The 21,640-nt window shown below is 66.7% G+C and carries 19 protein-coding genes and 1 pseudogene; 10 read left to right on the plus strand and 10 right to left on the minus strand.

What is annotated here, in order from left to right; translation table 11 throughout:
- Nucleotides 1-18 precede the first annotated feature (18 nt).
- A complete protein-coding gene (locus tag KHN93_RS04440; protein ID WP_039523617.1) occupies nucleotides 19-975 on the minus strand; it encodes a ribokinase in 957 nt (318 codons plus the stop codon).
- Nucleotides 976-1,053: 78 nt separating this feature from the next.
- Complete coding sequence (locus KHN93_RS04445) at nucleotides 1,054-2,352, minus strand: NupC/NupG family nucleoside CNT transporter (RefSeq protein WP_212579188.1); 1,299 nt, start codon at nucleotides 2,350-2,352, stop codon at nucleotides 1,054-1,056.
- Nucleotides 2,353-3,219: 867 nt separating this feature from the next.
- Between KHN93_RS04445 and KHN93_RS04450 the strand changes: the two genes are divergently transcribed.
- The 6 genes and pseudogenes from KHN93_RS04450 to KHN93_RS04475 all read left to right on the plus strand — a co-directional run.
- Nucleotides 3,220-4,188 carry a potassium channel beta subunit family protein gene (locus tag KHN93_RS04450; protein ID WP_047128154.1) on the plus strand — a complete coding sequence of 323 codons (969 nt, stop codon included), beginning with the start codon at nucleotides 3,220-3,222 and terminating at the stop codon, nucleotides 4,186-4,188.
- 332 nt (nucleotides 4,189-4,520) lie between these two features.
- Entirely contained in the window at nucleotides 4,521-4,760 is a 240-nt protein-coding gene (gene hemP / locus KHN93_RS04455) for a hemin uptake protein HemP (protein WP_024938306.1), read from the plus strand.
- 156 nt (nucleotides 4,761-4,916) lie between these two features.
- On the plus strand, nucleotides 4,917-7,148 hold the full coding sequence (locus KHN93_RS04460) for a TonB-dependent hemoglobin/transferrin/lactoferrin family receptor (RefSeq protein ID WP_104561958.1): 2,232 nt from the start codon (nucleotides 4,917-4,919) through the stop codon (nucleotides 7,146-7,148).
- A 5-nt stretch (nucleotides 7,149-7,153) separates the two neighbouring features.
- Nucleotides 7,154-7,786, plus strand: a complete 633-nt coding sequence (locus KHN93_RS04465; protein WP_104561956.1) for a ChuX/HutX family heme-like substrate-binding protein — start codon at nucleotides 7,154-7,156, stop codon at nucleotides 7,784-7,786.
- A 27-nt stretch (nucleotides 7,787-7,813) separates the two neighbouring features.
- A complete protein-coding gene (locus KHN93_RS04470; protein WP_212579189.1) occupies nucleotides 7,814-8,737 on the plus strand; it encodes a DUF6607 family protein in 924 nt (307 codons plus the stop codon).
- A 130-nt stretch (nucleotides 8,738-8,867) separates the two neighbouring features.
- A pseudogene (locus tag KHN93_RS04475) lies at nucleotides 8,868-8,996 on the plus strand (DUF6607 family protein); the annotation flags it as partial.
- A gap of 127 nt (nucleotides 8,997-9,123) precedes the next feature.
- Here KHN93_RS04475 and KHN93_RS04480 read toward each other — a convergent pair.
- The 7 genes from KHN93_RS04480 to KHN93_RS04510 form a co-directional block, all read right to left on the minus strand.
- Nucleotides 9,124-9,477 carry a DMT family protein gene (locus KHN93_RS04480; RefSeq protein ID WP_024938302.1) on the minus strand — a complete coding sequence of 118 codons (354 nt, stop codon included), beginning with the start codon at nucleotides 9,475-9,477 and terminating at the stop codon, nucleotides 9,124-9,126.
- A gap of 185 nt (nucleotides 9,478-9,662) precedes the next feature.
- A complete protein-coding gene (locus KHN93_RS04485) occupies nucleotides 9,663-10,547 on the minus strand; it encodes an ABC transporter permease (protein ID WP_104561952.1) in 885 nt (294 codons plus the stop codon).
- Entirely contained in the window at nucleotides 10,544-11,383 is an 840-nt protein-coding gene (locus KHN93_RS04490; protein ID WP_047125982.1) for an ABC transporter ATP-binding protein, read from the minus strand. The genes KHN93_RS04485 and KHN93_RS04490 overlap by 4 nt, the downstream gene beginning before the upstream one ends.
- A gap of 3 nt (nucleotides 11,384-11,386) precedes the next feature.
- Nucleotides 11,387-12,433: an ABC transporter substrate-binding protein gene (locus tag KHN93_RS04495; protein ID WP_104561950.1), complete on the minus strand. Its 1,047-nt coding sequence runs from the start codon at nucleotides 12,431-12,433 to the stop codon at nucleotides 11,387-11,389.
- 85 nt (nucleotides 12,434-12,518) lie between these two features.
- Entirely contained in the window at nucleotides 12,519-13,436 is a 918-nt protein-coding gene (locus KHN93_RS04500; protein WP_104561948.1) for a TauD/TfdA dioxygenase family protein, read from the minus strand.
- A 194-nt stretch (nucleotides 13,437-13,630) separates the two neighbouring features.
- On the minus strand, nucleotides 13,631-16,114 hold the full coding sequence (locus KHN93_RS04505) for an ABC transporter permease (protein WP_212579190.1): 2,484 nt from the start codon (nucleotides 16,112-16,114) through the stop codon (nucleotides 13,631-13,633).
- Entirely contained in the window at nucleotides 16,111-16,710 is a 600-nt protein-coding gene (locus KHN93_RS04510; RefSeq protein ID WP_212579191.1) for an ABC transporter ATP-binding protein, read from the minus strand. The genes KHN93_RS04505 and KHN93_RS04510 overlap by 4 nt, the downstream gene beginning before the upstream one ends.
- Before the next feature lie 109 nt (nucleotides 16,711-16,819).
- On the opposite strand from KHN93_RS04510, the gene KHN93_RS04515 reads away from it, so the two are divergent.
- From KHN93_RS04515 to KHN93_RS04525, 3 genes are all read left to right on the plus strand, one after another.
- A complete protein-coding gene (locus KHN93_RS04515) occupies nucleotides 16,820-17,488 on the plus strand; it encodes an arylesterase (protein WP_180969788.1) in 669 nt (222 codons plus the stop codon).
- A gap of 104 nt (nucleotides 17,489-17,592) precedes the next feature.
- Nucleotides 17,593-18,306 (plus strand): response regulator transcription factor, encoded by a 714-nt coding sequence (locus KHN93_RS04520; protein WP_002811889.1) that lies wholly within the window; start codon nucleotides 17,593-17,595, stop codon nucleotides 18,304-18,306.
- 144 nt (nucleotides 18,307-18,450) lie between these two features.
- Nucleotides 18,451-19,722, plus strand: coding sequence for a sensor histidine kinase (locus KHN93_RS04525; RefSeq protein WP_104561944.1), 1,272 nt, complete (start codon nucleotides 18,451-18,453; stop codon nucleotides 19,720-19,722).
- A 293-nt stretch (nucleotides 19,723-20,015) separates the two neighbouring features.
- Here the strand turns inward: KHN93_RS04525 and KHN93_RS04530 are convergent, their stop codons facing one another.
- A complete protein-coding gene (locus tag KHN93_RS04530) occupies nucleotides 20,016-20,717 on the minus strand; it encodes an SGNH/GDSL hydrolase family protein (protein ID WP_212579192.1) in 702 nt (233 codons plus the stop codon).
- Nucleotides 20,718-21,035: 318 nt separating this feature from the next.
- Here KHN93_RS04530 and KHN93_RS04535 point away from each other — a divergent pair, with 318 nt between their 5' ends.
- Nucleotides 21,036-21,416: a diacylglycerol kinase gene (locus KHN93_RS04535; RefSeq protein WP_039523638.1), complete on the plus strand. Its 381-nt coding sequence runs from the start codon at nucleotides 21,036-21,038 to the stop codon at nucleotides 21,414-21,416.
- The last annotated feature ends 224 nt before the right edge of the window (nucleotides 21,417-21,640 follow it).

A 21,640-nucleotide genomic window follows, 5' to 3' on the forward strand; every position in this document is an offset into this window, starting at 1 on the left:
TTGCTTGAAGCGTGCGGATCACACGGCCGGTTCGGGCACCATGCGCGGCATCGAGGTGGCGGCGCCTTCCACTTCGGTGGAGCGCGCGGCGTAGCGGGTGGCAAAACGCACGTGGGTGATGAAGCTGGCAGTGGGCGCCTGCGCCAGCGAGGCCACCAGCGCGCCGTTGAAGGCGTCGCCGGCGCCGGTGGTGTCCACCGTCTGCGCGCTTTCCGCGCCCACGCGGTAATGCGCGGCCGTGTCGCCACGCAGCTGTTCTTCCGCATGCGAGATGAAGGCGCCCACCGATCCCAGCGTCACCACCACGGTACCGCCCGGCAGCAGCTTGCGGCATAGCGAATGCAGCGTGTTGCCATCCAGCGCCGCCACATCGTCGGCATTGATGCGTTCGCCGACATGGCGGCCGAGCAGGGCCGCAAATTCGGTTTCGTTGGGCGTCAGCACGTCCGACAGCTTGAGCAGGCTGATCGAGGTCGGCGCGTTGGCCGGTGCGGCGTTGAGCACGGTCAGCACGCCGCATTCGCGTGCCAGCGCCAGCGCCGACTCGATGGTCTCCGCCGGCGACTCCAGCTGCGCCAGCAGCACGCCGGACGAGGCCACCAGCGCGCGCTGGTTGTCCACAAACGCTGCACTCAGCACCGAGTTGGCGCCGGCACCGATCACGATGGTGTTGCGGCCGTGCGCGTCGACATAGATGCCGCCGGTACCGGTCGGCTCATTGCTGGGCTCGGCGATCAACGCAAAGCCGTCGTGCGCAGCCAGCGAGCGCGCCAGCGCGCCGCCGGCATCGTCGCCCAGCGCGCACAGGAAGTGCGTCCTGGCGCCGGCACGTGCGGCCGCGACCGCCTGGTTGAAGCCCTTGCCACCCGGGCCGGTGCTGTAGCGACCGGCGATGGTGGCACCCGGCGCAGGCAGGACATCACAGCGCCACACGTGATCGACATTGAAGGACCCGACAACGACGACCGAACTCATAAATACCCTTGACTTGAATGACTGAATGAAACGTGGCGTGCGGCGATTAGACCGTCACACCGATGAACCCGCGCCGCCTCAACCGAAATGCGAGAGCACGCCGGCAATGGTAGCGGTCATGAACGTGGCGATCGAACCGCCCAGCACTGCGCGCAGGCCGAACTTGGCCAGATCGTGACGGCGTTCCGGTGCCAGCCCGCCGATGCCACCGATCTGGATCGCAATCGAGCTGAAGTTGGCAAAGCCGCACAGCGCATACGTGGCGATCAGCCGACCTTCCGCGCTCAGGCCCACGCCCGGCACTTCGCCCTTCACGATACGCGACAGCTCGCTGTAGGCGACGAACTCGTTGATCACCACCTTCTGCCCGATCAGCGAACCGACCGTGGTCGCGTCCACCCACGGGGTGCCGATCACCCAGGCGATCGGCGCCAGCACGTAGCCGAAGATCGTCGACAGGTTGGTCGGCCGGCCCAGCAGTGCGGCGGCGCCGGTGATCTCGCCCAGCCAGGTCAGCGGTGCGTTGATCAAGGCGATCAGCGCAATGAAGGCCAGCAGCATCGCGCCGATGTTCAGCGCCAGGCGCAAGCCATCGCCGGCGCCTGCGGCCGCCGCATCGATGACGTTGCTGGTGGTCTTTTCCACTTCCATCTTGACCGTGCCGCGGGTCAGCGGGGTGCCGGTTTCCGGCACCAGCAGCTTGGCCACCACCAGGGTGGCGGGCGCGGCCATGATGCTGGCGGCGAGCAGATGCTTGGCATAGAACGCCTGCTGCGCGGGGTCGCTGCCACCGAGCATGCCGACATAGGCGGCCAGCACGCCGCCGGCGATATGCGCCATGCCGCCGATCATCATCGTCAGCAGCTCGGACTGGGTCATCTTGGGGATGTACGGACGCACCGTCAGCGGCGCTTCGGTCTGGCCGATGAACACGCTGGCGCACACGCTGGTGGTTTCCGCACCGGACACGCGCATCACCTTGGTGATTGCCCACGCCATCGCGCGGACCACCACCTGCATTACGCCCAGGTGGTAGAGCACGCCCATCAGCGCCGAGAAGAAGATGATGGTGGGCAGCACCTGGAACGCGAAGATGAAGCCATAGCTGTCGATGTTCATCAGGTTGCCGAAAATGAAGGTGGACCCCTCATTGACGAAGCTCAGCACCTTGACGAAGCCCTTGCCCAGCGAGTCGAACATGTCGCGTCCGCCCGGCACCAGCAGCACCAGCGCGGCGAACGAAATCTGCAGCGCCAGACCGGTGGCGACCAGCCTCCAGTCGATTGCGCGGCGGTTGCTCGAAAACAGCCAGGTGATGCCGATAAGCACCGCCAGACCGAACAGGCCGAAACCGATCCTTCCCAAACCTTCGACCATTCCAATCCCCGGGGCTGCTGACGGCAAAACGAGAAGCCTAGAGCAGGGGGTGACCGTGGGCAAGGCGAGCAGCATTCAGGGCCCGCTCGTTGGCCTGCAGGCGAGCCAGGGCGGGCGCGGGCAGTTGCCTGCGCGCGGGCGAGCGAGCCGCGCTTGCGCAAGGTCATGGGGCGGGGGCGTCGATCCGCTGCCCGTGCGTCGCCCGCAAAGACCGCGCCCCGAAGCACGGTCACCCGACCGGACGCCGCTTTTCCAATCAGCCGTCGACGAAAACCGGTGGTGCTTGCGCGCGTATCGGCGAGGGACCTTGAGCGGCATGGATGCCGCGCCAGAGCCTACATGGACGTACTTGCGGCGTGTCCCACGCCGGTACGCGTGCAAGCGCCCGCAGCAAGCCGAAGCATTCACATCAAACTGGCAGACCACGTACGCGAGGCTGGTTGGCAGCGCGGCGCCGCATCCGGTGTCGGGACACGCCGTGAATCCGTCCCTGGAGGCTCGGTGGCGGCATCCATGCCGCCACACGGTCCCGCCCCCGGACGCGGCACCACGCTCCCAGCATTGCTGCTGCTGATCGGCAAGCAATGCGTCAAGCACGTGTTGATGTCTGCGGACTCCGTGGCCGATGTGATCAGTAAGCCATCCATCTACTGGCATGTCGCCAGCGATGGTGACGCTCCGAAAGACTTGCAGACCACCAGGCCCTCCGCATTTCTTTCAGCAACCGACAACAACCGGTGGTGCTTGCGGGCATGGGATCTTGAGCGGCATCGATGCCGCGCAACCCTGTCGCCCCGGAAGCACCACGTCCTACACTGCGCACGCCGATCCGGGGCAGGGCGCCGCGGAGGTTGCTGGAGTCTGCCAATGCAATACCGTCGTCTGGGGTCCACCGGGCTGCAGCTGTCGGCCCTGTCGTTCGGGGCCTGGGTCACCTTCGGCAAGCAGATCGGGCGCAGCGAAGCGCGCAACCTGATTGCCGCCGCCTGGGACAACGGCATCAATTTCTTCGACAACGCCGAGGTCTACGCACGCGGCCGCGCCGAAGAGGTGATGGGCGATGTGATCGCCGACCTGCGCCTGCCGCGCGATGGTTACTGCGTGTCGAGCAAGGTGTTCTTCGGCGCGGTGGACAGCCCGCGTCCGACCCAGCGCGGACTCTCGCGCAAGCATGTCACCGACGCCTGCCATGCCGCGCTCAAGCGCCTGCGCGTGGACTATCTGGACCTGTACTTCTGCCACCGGCCCGATCCGGACACGCCGATCCGCGAAACCGTGCGCAGCATGGATGCCCTGATCCGCCAGGGCAAAGTGTTGTACTGGGGCACCTCCGAATGGAGCGCCGAGCAGTTGCGCGAGGCCATCAGCATCGCCGAGCAGGAACACCTGCACGCTCCGGCGATGGAGCAGCCGCAGTACAACCTGCTGCACCGCGACCGGCTGGAGCGCGAATACGCACCGCTGTGCGAGGGCGGGCTGGGCACCACGATCTGGTCGCCGCTGGCCTCGGGCCTGCTGACCGGTAAGTACAACGCCGGCGTGGACGCAGACAGCCGCCTCGGCCAGCCGGGCAATCAATGGCTGCAGGACGAAGTGCTGGGTGCACCGGAAGCGCGCCGCCTGGAACGTGCCCGTGCGTTCTGTGCGTTGGCCGCCGAGCTGGGGCAGTCGCCCGCACGCCTGGCCATCGCCTGGTGCCTGCGCAACCCGCACGTGTCCACGGTGATCCTGGGGGCCAGCCGGGTCGCGCAACTGGAAGAAAATCTCGGCGCGCTGGAGACCCTGACCCAGGTCGATGCCGACGGTTGGGCACGGGTGGAGGCGGCGACGCGCTGAGGAATGCCCCATGCGGTGGGTGCAAGTGCGGGACGGTTGGCTGCGACGCTTTTTCGTCGGGCGCTTCAAAACAAGCAGAAGCCGCATCTGACCGGTCGTGCACGTCAGACAACCACTGCGGGGCAAGGTGCGTCATGCCAGTCGCGCTTTCGCTTGCCAGTGCGTGCCTTCCACCTGCGATGTAATCAGCAAGGCCAACGATCACCGTGCGTAAAAACCGCCGGTGGAACCGGTGGCTAGATCCTTTCAATAGACATGGTGAATCGAAATCGCTCAACCCATGCAAAGGTCGTGTCGAGAAGATGAGAATGGCTCTTGATCATTAAATGAGAATGGTTATTATTTGTCTGGCCAACCGACTGGAGATCCAGATCATGACCGCTCATCCCGTGCTGCTCCGCTCCGAACCGGTCAACCTGCGCGACCGCGCTGCTCCGCGCGCCGTCCCTGCAGAAGACCTCATCAGCAGCGAGGCGCTGCTCAAAGGCCGTCGCGAAGTGCTGATCCAGCATGGCGACCGCGTCTATCGCCTGCGCCATACCAGCAACGACAAGCTCATCCTGACCAAGTAAGTTCCACCCTCCGATTCCGCGCATTGGCGCAGGGGATCGGGTTGCCTGCCGCGGGCGTTGCCGCCGCCGTCCGCGCACCCCACGCTCTCCCCCGGCGGCCGGTCGCGGCCTAGTCTGCAGCACACGCTGCCGGGAACTTCCCTTCAAAGGTTCCCGATGATTCGCCTGCATCCGCTGGTGGTCGCGCTGTCGCTTGCGCTGCCCGCTCTTCCGTTGAGTGCCCACGCTGCCGACCTCGCCGCCAGTGGTGATGCCGCGCGTGAGGTCCGCGACTTCGACCGGTTGCAGGTGACCGCCACGCGCACCCAGCGTGCCCTGGTCGATGTGCCGAGCACGGTGGATGTGATCGATCGCGAGCAACTGGACAACCAACTGGTGCGCGAGCTCAAGGATCTGTTCCGCTACACGCCCGGCGTGTCGGTGACCAGCAGCAGCGGCCGCTTCACCGGCGCCAACGGCATCCGCATCCGCGGGCTGGACGGCAACCGCGTGGCGATCCTGGTCGACAACGTCCCGGTGTCGGACACCTTCAGCTTCGGCAGCTACCTCAACACCAACCGCAACTTCGTCGATCTGGAAACGCTCAAGCGCGTCGAAGTAGTGCGCGGGCCGGCCAGCTCGCTGTACGGCTCCGACGCGCTGGGCGGCGTGGTGGCCTTCGTCACCAAGGATCCATCCGATTACCTGAGTGCCGACAAGCACAGCTATGTCGGCCTGAAGTTCGGCTACGAAGGCGACTGGAACGGCCTGTTCGCCGGCGCCACCGGCGCGTTCGGCGGCGAGCGCTGGAGCGGCATGGTGGCGGTCAGTCATCGCCAGGGCCAGGAAGCACAGAACCAGGGCGACAACCGCAGCCGCGATTTCACCCGTACTGCGGCCAACCCGCAGCGCATCGATGGCCGCAGCGTGCTGGCCAAGCTGGTGTACGCGCCCAGCGCGCAGCAGCGTTTCAAGCTCACCGTGGAAGGCAACGAAGACTACGGCAGCATCGAGGCATTGACCGGCATCGACCCGCGTGTGACCACGCCATCGCAGCGCATCCTGTCACAGGACGGACGCGACCATCAGACCCGCGCGCGCGTTTCGCTGCGCCACGAACTGGATGCACTGGATTGGGCGCTGGCCGACGATCTGCAGTGGCAGCTGTATCGCCAGGACAGCGAGAGCCTGCAGCGCACCGACGAGCTGCGTGGCAACAACACGCGCCGTCATAACGAACACAACTTCGATCAGCGCGTGTACGGCCTGCTGGTCAATGCACACAAAGCCATCGACACCGGCACGCTCAGCCACGACATCACCTACGGCCTGGACGGCACCTGGACCGACACCCGCGCCAAGCGCGATGGCTACTCGGTCAATCTGGCCAATGGCGCGATCACCAATCGCGTCGGTCAGGACGTGTTCCCGGTGCGCGATTTCCCCAAGAGCGAGACCACCAAGCTCGGGCTGTATGCGCAGGACGAGATCCGCCTGTTCGATGGAAAGCTGTCGCTGACGCCGGGCGTGCGCGTGGATTATTTCCGGCTGTCGCCGCAGGTGGACGACATCTTCCGCGAAGACAATCCCGGCGTTGCCGCCGAGACCATCGATGAAACGCAGGTGTCTCCCAAGTTCGGTGCGGTGTGGCGGTTTTCGGACGCCTGGTCGGCGTATGCCAATTACGCGCACGGCTTCCGCGCGCCGCCATACAACGACGTCAATATCGGCTTCACCAATCTGCAGGCGCGCTACACCGCCATCGCCAATCCGGACCTGAAATCGGAGACCAGCCGCGGTGGCGAACTCGGGCTGCGTTTCAATGATGCAGTCGGCTATCTGGGCGTCAGCGTGTACTACACCGACTATCGCAACTTCATCGAATCGTATGCGCCGGCCGGCTTCAATGCCGAAGGGCTGATGCTGTTCCAGTCGCGCAACGTGGACGATGTGGTGATCAAGGGTGCCGAAGCGCGCGGCGGAATCGATCTGGGTGCACTGGCCGGCTGGCAGGGTTGGTCGCTCAACAGCGCCGTGGCGTATGCGGAAGGCGACAATCTCACCGACGACACCCCGCTCAACTCGGTCGACCCGCTGCGTGGCACGCTCGGCGTGGCCTTCGACAGCGATGCCTGGGGCGCGGAGCTGATCGGCACCTTCGTCGCGCGCAAGCGTCGCCCGCAGCTGGACAGCTATTACACCCCGGCCGGCTACGCCACGCTGGACCTGTTGGGGCATTGGGAGTTCGCACCCGGTGCCAAGGTCACTGCCGGCATCTTCAATCTGGCCGACCGCCGCTATGTGGACTGGAATGCGCTGCCCAACGGCACGCTGGCCAGCAGCACGGTGATCGATCGCTTCACCGGCGCCGGGCGCACCGCCTCGGTCAGTCTGGCGGTGAGCTGGTAGCGGCCATGCCCATCGCCCGCCCGCTGCCGTCGTTGTCGCATGCACGTGCCACCCACGCTGCGTTGCCGCGGCCGCAGCAGTTGGCGGCGTTGGGCACGGTGCTATGCCTGTACCGGCCGGCATTGGGCAACGAACTGGATGGCTGGCAGCACGCGGTGGGGGCGGCGGCGTGCCGGCAGGTCGACAGCGATGGCGTGCGCGAGAGCATCTGGTTCTTCGATGCCGAGGGGCAGTGCTGCTGGCGGATCTGCCTGCTGCCTGACAGCGATTTCCTGATCTGGGATCGCCTGGTCTCGCGGCTGCCGCCGTTGCCGATGGAAACCCATGAGCTGGGTGTCGGCGAGCGGCTGTGGCGTCGTCTGGCCGGGCGCATGCGTGGGGAGGCGTGGCGCTTGAGCGCGCTGCGCCTGCAGGCCGCCGCCGCCCGCGAGCAACCGTTTGTCGCCAGCCTGGCAACCGTGTCGGCGCTGGGTGCGGAAGTTGCCGCACGCCTGGCGCGCGAAGAGGGCATCGACGGCCGCGTGGCGGTGGACGATTGCTGCTGCGCGCGCGCTGCCGCCTTGCGCACGGCCTCCGCCACATCCAGCAACAACAACCCTTCCGACATGACCACGTCGCTGGTGCGCCTGCGCCGCTGACGTCTCCAACCACTCCCGAGAGTTCCGATGAGCCGAACGTTTTCCCGTTGTATCGCACTGACGCTGAGCCTGTTGCCGTTGATTGCCGCCGCCGACGTCCAGCGCGATCGGCAGAGCATCCTGGCGATGCAGGGCGAATACGCGGTGGACTTTGCCTTTGACGAGACGGTGTTGCTCAAGCCCGGTTACGAGCGTGCATCGGCCATGCGCAGCGGCGCCAGCGAAGTGGTGATCGTGGTGGAGGATTCACCGCGCAAGCTCGTGCTGCAGCATCTGCTGGTCGACGAAAAGAGCCGGCACGTGACCAAGCATTGGCGGCAGGACTGGATCTACGAGGCGCCGCAGCGTTTCGAATTCAGCGCCGATCAGACCTGGACGGTGCACGCGCTGCCGCCGGCAGTGACCGCCGGCGCCTGGACCCAGTGCGTCTACGAGGTCAGCGACGCGCCGCGTTATTGCGGCACCGGTCGCTGGGACTATGCCGACGGCCATCCCACCTGGACCAGCGACCTGAGCTGGCGCCCGTTGCCGCGCCGCGAGTACACCAAGCGCAGCGACTACAACGCGCTCGCGGTGATCAATCGCCACACGCTCACGCCCAATGGCTGGACCCACGAACAGTTCAACACCAAGGTGCTGCGCAAGCCCGACGGCAGCCAGGAAGCAATCGCGCGCGAGTTCGGCTTCAACGATTACCGCAAGACCACCGAGGTCGATTTCGCCCCGGCCTATGCGTACTGGAAGGGCACCCAGGGCTACTGGGCCAAGGTGCGCACGCGCTGGGCCAGGTTCCTCGATACGCCACCCGGCCTGCATCTGAAGACCAAGCCGGACGGCATGGCGATGATCATGCCGATGTTCCAGCAGGCCGAGGCGGTGCAGAACGGCAAGCGGGTCAAGGACGCACAGCTGGACGCGGTATTCGCGCAGTGGGTCGAACCGGCGAACTAGGCACCCGCATGCCGTAGGAGCGCACCCGGGCGCGACGTGGCATTCCCGAAAACGCCCATCGCGCCGCAGGACGCTCACGCGAGGTCGCGCCCGGGTGCGCTCCTACCACCGAGACGGCTGGAAGGCGCCCAGCAAGCCGGACGGCATGGCGATGATCATGCCGATGTTCCAGCAGGCCGAGGCGGTGCAGAACGGCAAGCGGATCAAGGGCGCGCAGCTGGACGCGGTATTCGCGCAGTGGGTCGAACCAGCGAACTAGGGATCCGTATGCCGTAGGAGCGCACCAGGGCGCGACGTGGCATTCCCGAAAACTCCCCTCGCGCTGCGGGACGCTCCTGCGAGGTCGCGCCCTGGTGCGCTCCTACCAGCGAGATGGCGCTTGATGGTTATTCCTTGAACATCAGGAATGCCGCGACCAGGATCAAGCCGAATGCGGCCCAGTGATTCCACTTCAATGACTGGCCCAGGTAGAAGGTCGAGAAGCCGGCGAATACCAGCAGCGTGATCACTTCCTGCATGCCCTTGAGCTGCGGCGCCGAGTACACCGCGCTGCCCAGGCGGTTGCCCGGTACCTGCAGGCAGTATTCGAAGAACGCGATGCCCCAGCTGACCAGGATCGCGATCATCAGCGGCGTGCTCTTGTACTTCAGATGCCCGTACCAGGCAAAGGTCATGAACACGTTGCTGGCGATCAGCAACAGCACCGGATACAGATAGGCAGTGAAGGGGGCGGTAGGCATGGCGGCAGACGGCAGCAAAGGGGCCGGCAGCATAAGCCAGCCCCGTTAAGCGCACGCGACCGTGCCGATGAGCCCGGCACGCGGGTTCAGGGCGTTGGTGGCCGGCGCAACACGTTCATCTGCAGCGTGGCCAGGCAAAACGCCTGGCCACGCATCGCTGCGCCCGTGGCTCCCGCGATCACCCCTTAGCGCTGCATGCCCCAGCGGCGCACGGTCAGCCGCTCGATGGCTTGGAACACCACGCCCTCCACCAGCAGGCCCAACACGATCACCATCGCCAGGCCGGCGAACACGCGGTCGGTATACAGCTCGTTGCGGTTCTGGAAGATGTACCAGCCCAGACCGCCCTGGCCGGAGGTGGCGCCGAACACCAGCTCGGCGGCGATCAGGGTGCGCCAGGCGAAGGCCCAGCCGATCTTCAGCCCGGACAGGATCGCCGGCAGCGCGGCGGGAATCAGCAGCTGCGCCACGTAGCGCGGCCCACGCAATCCGTAATTGCGCCCGGCCATGCGCAGGGTTTCCGGCACCGCCTGGAAACCGGCGTAGGTGGTCAGCGCCAGCGGCCACAGCACTGAATGCACCAGCACGAACACCAGGCTGCCAGTGCCCAGGCCGAACCACAACAAGGCCAGCGGCAGCAGCGCGATCGCCGGCAGCGGATTGAACATGGCGGTCAGCGTGCCGAGCACGTCGCGGCCCCAGCGCGTGGAAGCGGCCAGCGCGGTCAGCACGAAGGCCAGCACCACGCCGAGTGCATAGCCCTGCGCCAGCACGCGCAGCGAAGCGCCCACGCGGCGCAGCAACTCGCCGGACAGCAGCCCGTCGTAGAACGCGCGCGCGGTCTGCAGCGGGCTGGGCAGCATCAGATCGTCGCCGACCACGCGTGCGGCGATCTCCCACACCGCGACCAGCACCGCCAGCACCAGCGCCTTGCGCAGCCACGGCGGTGCCTGCCAGCGCCGTGGCGCGGCGGCTGCAACCAATGCCGGGTCCAGCGGCTGCAGGGCAACTTCGTACTCGGCCCGCACCGGTGGCAGTGGCGGCAGCGCGGTGGCGGTACTGCGGCTCATGGCAGCGCCTCGCGTTGGCGCTCGGCCGGGCGACGCAGCGGCGCCACCTTGGCATCATCCAGGACATCGTCGGGCAGGTCGAACAGCAGCCGATGAATGCGCTGCGCAGTCTGCTGGAACGCCACGCTGCCGGCGCTGTGTGGGCCGAATGCATGTGCGTTGAGCTCGGCGCGCACCTGGCCCGGATGCGGCGACAACAGCAGCACGCGATTGCCGACCACCAACGCCTCCTCGATCGAATGGGTGACGAACAACAAGGTGAAGCGCGATTGCTCCCACAGCTCCAGCACCTGCTCCTGCATGCGCGAACGCGTCAGCGCATCGAGTGCGGCGAACGGCTCGTCCATCAGCAACACGCGTGGGCGCATCGCCAGCGCGCGCGCAATCGCCACGCGTTGCTTCATGCCGCCGGACAAGGTGTGCGGGTAGGCCTGGGCAAACGCGCTCAGCCCGACCTGCGCCAGGCTGTCGTCGGCACGTTCGCGCGCCTCGGCACGCGACAGCTTGCGGGCTGCGCGCAGGCCGAACACCACGTTCTCGCGCACCGTCTTCCAGGGCGCCAGCTGGTCGAATTCCTGGAACACCACCACCCGGTCCGGCCCCGGCCCGGTGACCGCGTTGCCATCCAGACGGATCTGCCCCTCGCGCGGGGTGACGAAGCCGGCCACCGCCTTGAGCAGGGTGGATTTACCGCAACCCGAGGGCCCCAGCAGCACGAAGCGGTCGGCTTCATGCACATCGAAACGCACGCGATGGGTGGCGCGCACCACGCGTTGCGCCGAGGCGTATTCCAGGCTGACGTGATCGACCTGCAGCAATGGTGTGGACGGACTCATCGCTCAGCTCCCGCCCGCAATCAGCGGATCGTCGAAGAAGTAGTCGCTCAGCTTGCTCGGGGTCTGCTTGATCGCGCCGCTGTGCTGCATGAACTTGCCCAGCCCCAGCGTGTTCTGCGGCACCACGGTGAACTGCACTTTCGGGTCCTTGAGGATCTGCAGCACCAGCGCGCGATCGATGCTCGAGCCATTGCGACGCAGGAAGATATCCGCCGCCTGCTCCGGATGCGCGGTGACGAAGCGTGCGGCCTGATCCAGCGCCGCGACGAAGGCGCGATAGGTCTTGGGATTGTCGCGGCGGAATTTCTCGGTGGCATACAGCACGGTGGCCGAGGAAGGGCCGCCTTCGATCTCGTAGGAGCTGGTCACGATGTGCGCGGCCGGGTTGCGTGCCAGCTCCTGCTCCTGGAATGGCGGGCTGGCGAAATGCGCGGTGATCTCGGTGCGGCCACGGATGATCGCGGCGGCCGCGTCCGGGTGCGGCAAGGCGACCTGCAGCGGATCCAGCTGGTGGGTGCCCTTGTCGCCCCAGCGTTGCTGGGAGGCGTGCTGCAGGAAACGCGACTGCACCGACACACCGGTGGCCGGCACCGCGATGCGGTCCTGCGGGGTGAAATCGCCGATGCTTTTGATGCGCGGATTGTTGCTGATCAGGTAGTACGGGAAGTTGCCCAGCGACGCCACGCCGCGCACGTTCTGGCGGCCATGCGTGCGGTCCCAGATGGTGAACAACGGCCCGACACCGGCACCGGCGATATCGATCGAACCGGTCAGCAGGGCATCGTTGACGGCGGCGCCACCTGACAACTGCAGGAACTGCACGTCGATGTCCACGCCGGCCGCCTTGCCCTGCTGCTCGATCAGCTTCTGATCCTGTGCCACGTCCAGCAACAGATAGACGATGCCGAACTGTTTGGCGATGCGCAGCTTTCCTTCGGCCTGCGCATGCGCGCTGTGCAGCAACGGCAATGCAGCCAGGAGCAGCAGCGCGACATGTCGGGAAAAACGTCGGCGCTGCGGACGTGCGTGAGAGGTGACGGTCAAACGCATGCGGCGCTCCAGTCGAGGGGGGAGGAAGAAGGCGCATTTCCCAGCGTATTACGTGCTGCGGAACGCGCGCGAGGCAGCACCTTGGCTAGAACGGCGCATCGCCTTCGATGGTGGTGCGGTTGAGCCGACGACGCAGGTGATCGGGCGTGCCGGCCGCCAGATGCATCACCGAACGGTTGTCCCAGAACACCATGTCGTGCGGCTGCCAGCGATGCCGATACACCAGCGCATCGCCGGTGCTATGTGCGAACAGCGCTTGCAGCAGTGCAGCACTTTCGTCGTCGGGCAAGCCGACGATGCGGGTGGTGAAATGCTCGCTGACAAACAGCGCTTTCTGGCCGGTTTCCGGATGGGTGCGCACGATCGGATGCTGCACCGGCTTCACTTCGGCAATCTGCTCCGGCGTCAGCGCCGGGCGCCACGGATTGCGCGCACGCAGTTCTTCGTACTTGGCCAGATAGCTGTGTTCTGCGCGCAGGTCCTGCACCGCGTGCTTGAGCGCGTCGGGTAGGGTCTGCCAGGCCAGGTGCTGGTTGGCGAACAAGGTGTCGCCGCCTTCGCTGGGCAGTTCCTGCGCATGCAACAACGATCCCAGGCTGGGGGTGTCCTTGTACGACAGGTCCGAGTGCCAGTAGTGGCCGGCATCGCCCAGACCGATCGGCTCGCCGTTCTCCTTGATGTTGGACACCACCAGCACTTCCGGATGTCCTTGCAACTGGAAGTTGCGCAGCACATGGATCTGCAACGGGCCGAAGCGCCGGCTGAAAGCGACCTGCTGCGCCGGCGTGATGCGTTGCTCGCGGAACACCAGCACGTGGTAGTCCAGATGCGCCTGATGGATGCGCGCGAAGGTGTCTGCATCCAGTGGCTGTGACAGATCCAGGCCGATCACTTCGGCGCCCAGCGGGGCGTCGAACGGCACGATCCGGACACTGCAAGAGTGCTGTGGGGAAACCGCATCGCGCGGCGGCTGCGCACACGCAGCGGAAGTGACGCTGGCCATGACGGTGGCACCTCGACGGCAACGGATGGCCGCCTGGGCCGGCGGCCGGACACATCACTGTAGGCAGTCCGGTCGCCGCTGCGAACGTACGATTGGCAAGGTGCTTATGCGCTGCCGGTATATGCAGCGGTGAAACGGAACGCGAACGGGCGCCGCCTGCGCGCCGCCCGTTTGCGGGTTCAACCGACCCGGCCTTAGTCGGTCCGCAGTGCCAACGCCGGCGGCGTGGACAGGATGCGTCGCGTGCCCGACCAGCCGGCCAGCAGGCTCAGCGCAAGGCCAAACGCACCGCCGAGCAGCAGGCGCGGCCAGTCCGGCGTCAACGCGATCTCGAACGCTTTCTGCCCGACCACCGCACCGATCACCGCGGCGGCGGTCACCGCCAGCGTCGCCGCCAGCAGGCCGAGCGCGCCGAACTCCACCAGCACCGCGCCACGCAACTGGCCGCGACGCGCGCCCAGCGTGCGCAGCACCGCGCTGTCATAGCGACGCTCGCCGGCGGTGGCCTGCAAGGCCGCCAGCAGCACCAGCACGCCGGCCAGCAGGCTGAAACCCATCACCAGCTGCACCGCCTGCGCCACCTGGTCGATCACCTCGCGCACGCGGCCGAGGATCGCATCGATGTCCAGCACCGAAATGTTGGGGTAGTCGCGGCTCAGCGATGCCAGCTTGGGTGCATTGCCGGGCGGCAGGTGGAAGCTGGAAATCAGGTTGTACGGCGCATCGCCGACCAAGCCCTGGTTGAGCAGCAGGAAGAAATTGACCCGGAACGAGTCCCAGTCGGCCTTGCGGATGCTGGTGACGGTGAAGCTGCGCTGCTGCTCGCCCAGCAGCAAGGTGATGCGGTCGCCGAGTTTGAGCTGATACCGCTGCGCCCAGCCTTCTTCCACCGAGGCCTCCGGCGCGGTGCTGTCGGCCGCCCAGAACTTGCCTTCCAGCAAGGTGTTTGCCGGCGGAAATGCATGCCGCCAGGAGAAATTGACCGGCCGGTTGTCGCCGTCGCCATCGTCGGCCGGATCGCGATCGCCGCGCAGCGGTGGCTTGTCGTTGATCGCCACCAGGCGCCCGGTCGAAAACGGCTCCACGGCCGCATCCTGTACACTCAGGCCGCGCAGCGTCTGCAGCACCGGTTCGGTCTGCTCGGGCTGGATATTCATCAGGAAATAGTTGGGCGTGTCCGCCGGCAGCCGATCGCGCCATTGCCCGAGCAGGCCGGGGCCGACCACCGCCAGCAATAGCAGCGCGCACAACGACAGCGACAGCCCGACCAGCTGCACCACGCTCAGCCCGCGGCGCCGCGTCAGCGAGGCCAGGCCGAGTTTCCAGGCGCCGCGCAGGCGGTGCTGGATCGGCCGCAGCAAGGCCAGCAGGCCCAGTCCCAGCGCCATCGCCACCAGCGCCAATGCGGCCAGGCCACCCAGCACCCAGCCGGCCAGCACCAGGTTGCCGGTCGCGTACACGGTCAGCGCCAACGTGGCAGCCAATGCCGCGGCGTAGACCAGCAAGGAACTCGGCGGCACCGCGGCAAAGCTGCGGTTGAGCACGCGCATCGGCGGCACGTTGCGCAGCCGCAGCAACGGCGGCAGGCCGAAGCCCAACAACAGCACCAGGCCGATGCCGGCACCGGCCAGGGCAGGGGTGGCCTGCGGCAACGGCAGCCGGTTCGGGATCAGGCTGCCCAGCGCCTGCACCAGGCCTTCCTGCGCCAGCATGCCCAGCCCGATCCCGACCAGGCAGGCCGGAATCGCGGTGAGCAGCAGTTGCAGCGACAGCATCGCCAGGATGTCGCGCTGGCGTGCGCCCAGGCAGCGCAACACCGCCACCGTGTCGATACGCCGCATTGCAAAGCGGTTGGCCGCCAATGCAGTGGCCACACCGGACAACAGCACCGCCAGCAACGCCGACAAGGCCAGGAAACGGCCCGCACGGTCGAACGCCGCGCGCATGCCGCGCTGGGTGTCCTCGATGCCGACCAGGCGGTATTCGCTGGCGCGCGGTTTCAGCCAGGCGCGCAAGTCGGCGATGGCATCGGGCGCGCCGGAGAACATCAGCCGGTACGAGGCGCGGCTGCCCGGGCCGAGCAGGCCGGCACCATCAATATCGGCGCGATTGACCAGCAGCGGCGGCGACAGCTGCATCAGCTCGCCGGAGGCATCCGGTTCGGCACGCAGCACGCCGGTGATGGTGAGATGGCCGGCGCCGAATTCCAGCTGTTCGCCCACGCGCAGGCCCAGGGCCTCCAGCAGACGCGGGTCGGCATAGGCCTGGCCTGGCGGCGGTGCACCCGTAGGCTTGCCCTGCATGCCGGCACTGTCCGCGGACACCAGCAATTGCCCACGCAGCGGGTAGCCCGCGCCGACCCCGCGGATATTGGCCATCTGGCTGGCGTCGCCATGGAACAGCACGCTGGGGAAGCTGACCATGCGCGTGCTCTGCAAGCCACGTCGCTGCGCTTCCGCGGCGAAGTCGGCCGGGATCTCCTGGCGGCCGGTCACGCCCAGATCGCCACCGAGCACTTCGGCCGCGCTGGAGGTCAACGCCAGGGTCACCCGATCGACCAGCGTGCCGACGGCCGTCATCACCGCCACGCCCAGCACCAGCGCGGCGAACACGGTCAGCAGGTCGCCGGCCAGGAATTCGCGGCGTACCGCGCGCGCGGCTTGGCGCAGCACGTTCATGCGGCCGAACCGGGCTGGGCGTGCAGGCGGCCGCTGTCGATGCGGTAGATGTGGTTGCAGCGCTGCGCCAGCGTCATGTCGTGGGTCACCAGCACCAGGGTGGTATCGCTGGTGGCATTGAGCGCAAACAACAGGTCGCTGATCTGCGCGCCGGTGGCCTGGTCCAGGCTGCCGGTGGGCTCGTCGGCAAACAGGATGCGCGGCTTGGCCACGAAGGCGCGTGCCAGCGCCACACGTTGCTGCTCGCCGCCGGACAGCTGGCGCGGGTAGTGGCGCGCACGCGCGCTCAGGCCCACCGCCTCCAGCACCTCGCGCACCCGCGCCGGGTCTTCGCGGTCGGCCAGTTCCAGCGGCAGCGCGATGTTTTCTTCGGCGGTGAGTGCCGGCAGCAGGTGGAAGCTCTGGAACACGAAGCCGACCTCGCGCGCGCGCAAGGCGGCGCGCGCCTCTTCGTCCAACTGGCCCAGCTGCTGGCCGGAGAGCGCGATGCTGCCGCGGCTGGGCAGGTCCAGTCCGGCCAGCAGGCCGAGCAGGGTGGTCTTGCCCGAGCCGGACGCGCCGACGATGGCGATACTGTCGCCTTCACTGACCGTCAAGCTGATGTTGTCGAGGATGTGGAGTGTTCCCTCCGGTCCGCTGACGGACTTGCCGACCTCGCGGACGTCGATGGCGGTGCGGGTGCTGGAGCGGGGGGCCAGACTGTCGATGAGGAATCTCCGAATGCGTGAAAGAACACTGCGATATGGCGCGCTGGTCCTGTGGCTGCTGACACTGTCCCTGCTTGCGCCGGGAATTGCCTCTGCCAAAAGTCCGGTGGCGGCCGCACCGATCCTGGTGGTCGGCGACAGCCTGAGCGCTGCGCACAACATCCCGGTACAGTCCGGCTGGGTCACCTTGCTGGACCAACGCCTCAAGCGTGACATGGCGACGCCACCGGCGGTCGTCAATGCCAGCATCAGCGGCGAAACCACCTCCGGTGCGTTGACGCGGCTGCCCGGCCTGCTACAGAAGCACCGCCCCGGCGTGGTGGTGATCGAACTGGGCGGCAACGATGCGCTGCGCGGCCTGACCCCGGCCCAGCTCAAGGGCAACCTGGAAAAGATGATCCAGCTCAGCCAGCAGGCCGGCGCGAAGGTGCTGCTGCTGGGCATCGATGTGCCGCCAAACTACGGCCCCGCCTACCGTGAGCGCCTGAAGGCGAGCTACGCCGACCTGTCCAGGCAGTACAAGACCGCGCTGGTGCCGTTTTTCCTGGAAAAGGTTGCGCTGCAGCCAGGCCTGATGCAAGCGGACGGCCTGCATCCCACTGCCGCTGCCCAGCCCAGGGTGCTGGAAACGGTGTGGCCAGCGCTGCGTCCGTTGCTCGGGCGCTGACAACCGGCGGCCACCGCGCGCCGTCACAGAACGTTAGTTGGTCTTCACGCCCTTTCCACTGCCGATCCGGCATGTTTCACAAAGCTGAAGACCGAGGAAAGTCCATGCGTCAGACCAAGGAAACGTCCGGCCTCGTGCTGGTCGTCGAAGACAACCGCAATATCTCTGAAATGATCGGCGAGTACCTGGAAGGTCGTGGCTTCGAGGTCGACTACGCGCAGGACGGACTCGACGGTTACCGTCTGGCCGCCGAGAACAGCTACGACGTGGTCGTGCTGGATCTCATGCTGCCACGTCTGGACGGCATCGAAGTGTGTCGCCGCCTGCGTAACGACGCACGCAAGTCCACCCCGGTGCTGATGCTGACCGCCCGCGACACGCTGGACGACAAGCTCACCGGCCTGGGTTTCGGTGCCGACGACTACCTGACCAAGCCGTTCGCGATCCAGGAGCTGGAAGCGCGTCTGCGTGCCCTGATCCGCCGCGAGCGCCGCCAGGTCGGCTCGGAAGTGCTCAAGGTCGCCGACCTGGTGCTCGATCCGGTCAGCATGCGCGCCACCCGGGCCGGCACCGAGCTGCAGCTCTCGCCGATCGGCCTGCGCCTGCTCACCATCCTGATGCGCGAGTCGCCGCGGGTGGTCACCCGCCAGGAAATCGAGCGCGAGATCTGGGGCAACGGGTTGCCGGATTCGGACACCCTGCGCAGCCATCTGTACAACCTGCGCAAGATCATCGACAAGCCGTTCGACCGTCCGCTGCTGCACACCGTGCAGAGCGCCGGCTATCGCATCGCCGACATCGCCCAGCCGATGGCCTGATGTCACCGGCCGGCCGCCGTTCTGGCGGCCGGTCACCTCCTCTAGGCGCCCACGCGCCTGTCGCTTCCGCGTGCTGCCGTCTGGCTGCACGACGGGCTTACGGAAGCGTTGCCTATAATCCGGCGCTCTCCCCTGGATGCAGCAATGCCGCACGGGCTTCCACGAAAAATACGTCTCGCCTTCCTGCTGCAGGTCGCCCTGGCGAGCCTGGCGATCGTGCTGGGCGGCTACTTACTGTCCTTTGTGATCAAGTACAGCCTGGTGCGCACCGTGCTTGCCGACGAGGCGGTGCATTTCTGGCACCTGCACAAGAGCGCGCCGAACAATCCGCCGCCGAATACACGCAACATCCAGGGCTATTTTTCGCCCGCCGGCGAAGGCCGGGACCCTGCGCCAGCGGCCTTGCAGCGGCTGTCGCCGGGCTTCAGCGAAGTGGCCGCCGCCGACGCCCTGGTGTATGTCGACCAACGCCCGGAAGGGCGCTTGTACCTGGTGTTCCCACGCTCGCGTGCGGCGCACCTGACACTCTGGTTCGGGGTGGTGCCGGCGATGCTGGTGCTGCTGGCGATCTATGGCGTGTTCTGGGTGACCTACCGGATTTCCAAGCGGCTGGTCTCGCCGATCAGCTGGCTGGCGCGGCGCGTGTCGCAGTGGGATCCACGCAATCCCGATGTCGACGAACTGGCGCCGGAGCGGCTGCCTGCCGACCTGCAGGGTGAAACCCGGCAATTGGCCGCCGCGCTGCATGCGCTGGGGCAGAAGGTCAGCGACCATGTCGCACGCGAGCGCAATTTCACCCGCGATGCCAGCCATGAACTGCGCACACCGTTGACGGTGATTCGGGTGGCCAGCGACATGGCACTGGCCGACGACGAACTGTCGCAACGCACCCAGCGCAGCCTGCGCCGGATCCAGCGTGCCGGCCGCGACATGGAAGCGGTGATCGACGCCTTCCTGATCCTGGCGCGCGAGGCCGAGATCGACCCGCAAAGCGAAACCTTCGATGCCGCCGAACTGGCCAGCGAGGAAGTCGACAGCGCCCGCGAACTGCTGGGCGACAAGCCGGTGTCCCTGACGATGGTCGGCGACCGCAGCCTGCAGATGTTCGCCCCGCCGCGGGTGATGCGCGTGGTGCTCAGCAACCTGCTGCGCAATGCCTGCGCCTACACCGACACCGGGAGCATCGAAGTGGAAGTCACCCAGGACCGCATCATCGTGCGCGATACCGGCATCGGCATGAGCGAGGAAGCGCGCGCGCGCGCGTTCGAGCCCTTCTTCCGCGCCGATCCCACGCGCCCGCAGGGCACCGGTCTGGGCCTGTCGATCGTGCGCCGGCTGTGCGATCGCTTCGGCTGGCGGATCGAGCTGCATAGCGAGTCCGGTGTCGGTACCTCGGTTGCGGTGGTGGTGGCCTGAGTTAACGATAGTCTTGGCTCGCGCGGTCTGTCGTCATCCGTTGCCGCGGGGGAGCGCCCGCAGCACTGATCGATAAGGTTTGGCTGGTTTGGAACCGTCTGCTAACGAGGCAGACGCGCTGTATGCGTCTGGGGCGCCGTTTGCGGTTGCGATGATGGTGTTTTCGACTGCGCGGCATTGATCGCGCGCTGTGGCGATCCACCGTAGAGGCCAGCTGCATCTGCGGGATCGCTTGCCGCAATCGATCAATGGACCGATCTGGCGAGTGCCTCGCCAGATCGACCTGCAGGGCGCTACTTCTGCTTCAGTACCGGAGCCACCGCCTTGCGCCAGATGGCATAGCCATCGGCGGTCATGTGCAGCATGTCCTGGCGAAACAGCTCGGCGCGCGGTTTGCCGTCGGCGTCGAGCATCGGCGTGTAGACGTCCACGTAGTCCACGTGCGGCAGCGGCGCGAGTGCGTCCTTGATCAGGCGGTTGGCGGTGATGATCGAAGGCAGCAGATGCGCGCGCGACGGGCTGGGTTTGATCGACAGATAGCTGATGCGCGCGGTGGGCAGGTCGCGGCGGATGCGCTGCACGAATGCCAGCACGTCGTCGCGCACCTGCTGTGGCGTGCGGCCGCTGTTGAGATCGTTGTCGCCGGCATACAGCACCACTTGGCGCGGCGTATACGGGATCACGATGCGGTCGGCGTACCAGGTGCTGTCGCGCACTTCCGAACCGCCGAAGCCGCGATTGATCACCGGCATGCCGGGGAAATCCTGGGCCAGCGTGTCCCAGAAACGGATCGACGAACTGCCGACGAAGACGATGCCGTGCTTGGGCGGCGGTTGTTGCGCATCGCTGTCGGAAAAGCGCCGCATGTCGTCTTCCCAGGCGGCGTTGGACACCTGTGCCGGTATCTGTGGCGTGGTGTGCGGGGCGGCGGCGTGGACGTGGCCGGACAACAAGGCAAGCGCGCACAGCAGCGTGCGCAAGGGATGTTTGGTCATGCGAAAGAACCTGCGACAGTGAAGCGGACCACCATGGTGCGACAGGCTGGAAGCCCAGGGCAAACCGTTAGGCGTCCAGCGCCTGTCATGGGTTGCTCGCAGAGCGTGCCGCCGGGCCTATACCGACAATGTGGAAAAGATTGCGCCATGCGGCAGCATCTGACGACCTTGCAGGCCCAACGCCAGCTGTTGCGGCACCTGGTCACGCCCTGGCGGCGCGCTGCACGACGGTGCAAGATTCGCACTTTCCTCAGCAGTGACCACGCCATGCGTTCGAGCCGTCCCCAGACACGCCCTTGCGGCCGGAAGCACTGACGCATGGCCGATCAACTGGGACACGTGCCGCGCGGTCCGCGCCGCATGCTCAAGGCGGCGGTCTGGTCATGGCAGGGTCTGCGCGCGGCATGGCTGCACGAATCCTCGTTTCGGCTGGAGGTGTGCCTGGCGGCAGTGCTGCTGCCGCTGGGGCTATGGCTCGGCCAGTCCGGCCTGGAACGCATTGCGCTGATCGCGCCGTTGCTGATCGTGCTGGCCGCCGAATTGCTGAACTCGGCGATCGAGGCGGTGATCGAACGCTACGGCCCCGAGCACCACGTGCTGGCCGGCCGTGCCAAGGACATGGGCTCGGCGGCGGTGTTCCTGCTGCTGATCAATGTGCTGCTGTGCTGGGGACTGATCCTGCTGCCGCGCTTGTTCTGAATAGCGCTGGCTGCGACGCGCAGCCATCATTCGGCTTCTGTAGGCGACTGGATTGGCGGATGCATGGAGACCTTCGTTGCGATGAGAGGCACCGGATCGCGCCAGCCGACGTATCAATCTGTCACCGCAGCATGCAGCGACTGCTTCTGCCGATGGCCGGGCGTCATCGTGCCTGGCCGAATCGCCTGCCAGGCGCACGCGTGCATGCCGGCTTGACTCGCCGC

The sequence above is a fragment of the Xanthomonas arboricola pv. juglandis genome, assembly GCF_905367715.1.
Classification (GTDB): domain Bacteria; phylum Pseudomonadota; class Gammaproteobacteria; order Xanthomonadales; family Xanthomonadaceae; genus Xanthomonas; species Xanthomonas arboricola.

Coding starts and splice junctions, on each gene's coding strand:
- KHN93_RS04505 (WP_212579190.1), bottom strand. CDS start 16,114: ATGAACGTGCTGCGCCAAGCCGCGCGCGCGGTACGCCGCGAATTCCTG.
- KHN93_RS04440 (WP_039523617.1), bottom strand. CDS start 975: ATGAGTTCGGTCGTCGTTGTCGGGTCCTTCAATGTCGATCACGTGTGG.
- KHN93_RS04500 (WP_104561948.1), bottom strand. CDS start 13,436: ATGGCCAGCGTCACTTCCGCTGCGTGTGCGCAGCCGCCGCGCGATGCG.
- KHN93_RS04495 (WP_104561950.1), bottom strand. CDS start 12,433: ATGCGTTTGACCGTCACCTCTCACGCACGTCCGCAGCGCCGACGTTTT.
- KHN93_RS04465 (WP_104561956.1), top strand. CDS start 7,154: ATGCCCATCGCCCGCCCGCTGCCGTCGTTGTCGCATGCACGTGCCACC.
- KHN93_RS04480 (WP_024938302.1), bottom strand. CDS start 9,477: ATGCCTACCGCCCCCTTCACTGCCTATCTGTATCCGGTGCTGTTGCTG.
- KHN93_RS04515 (WP_180969788.1), top strand. CDS start 16,820: ATGAGGAATCTCCGAATGCGTGAAAGAACACTGCGATATGGCGCGCTG.
- KHN93_RS04530 (WP_212579192.1), bottom strand. CDS start 20,717: ATGACCAAACATCCCTTGCGCACGCTGCTGTGCGCGCTTGCCTTGTTG.
- KHN93_RS04525 (WP_104561944.1), top strand. CDS start 18,451: ATGCCGCACGGGCTTCCACGAAAAATACGTCTCGCCTTCCTGCTGCAG.
- KHN93_RS04450 (WP_047128154.1), top strand. CDS start 3,220: ATGCAATACCGTCGTCTGGGGTCCACCGGGCTGCAGCTGTCGGCCCTG.
- KHN93_RS04490 (WP_047125982.1), bottom strand. CDS start 11,383: ATGAGTCCGTCCACACCATTGCTGCAGGTCGATCACGTCAGCCTGGAA.
- KHN93_RS04470 (WP_212579189.1), top strand. CDS start 7,814: ATGAGCCGAACGTTTTCCCGTTGTATCGCACTGACGCTGAGCCTGTTG.
- KHN93_RS04460 (WP_104561958.1), top strand. CDS start 4,917: ATGATTCGCCTGCATCCGCTGGTGGTCGCGCTGTCGCTTGCGCTGCCC.
- hemP (WP_024938306.1), top strand. CDS start 4,521: ATGGTTATTATTTGTCTGGCCAACCGACTGGAGATCCAGATCATGACC.
- KHN93_RS04445 (WP_212579188.1), bottom strand. CDS start 2,352: ATGGTCGAAGGTTTGGGAAGGATCGGTTTCGGCCTGTTCGGTCTGGCG.
- KHN93_RS04535 (WP_039523638.1), top strand. CDS start 21,036: ATGGCCGATCAACTGGGACACGTGCCGCGCGGTCCGCGCCGCATGCTC.
- KHN93_RS04485 (WP_104561952.1), bottom strand. CDS start 10,547: ATGAGCCGCAGTACCGCCACCGCGCTGCCGCCACTGCCACCGGTGCGG.
- KHN93_RS04520 (WP_002811889.1), top strand. CDS start 17,593: ATGCGTCAGACCAAGGAAACGTCCGGCCTCGTGCTGGTCGTCGAAGAC.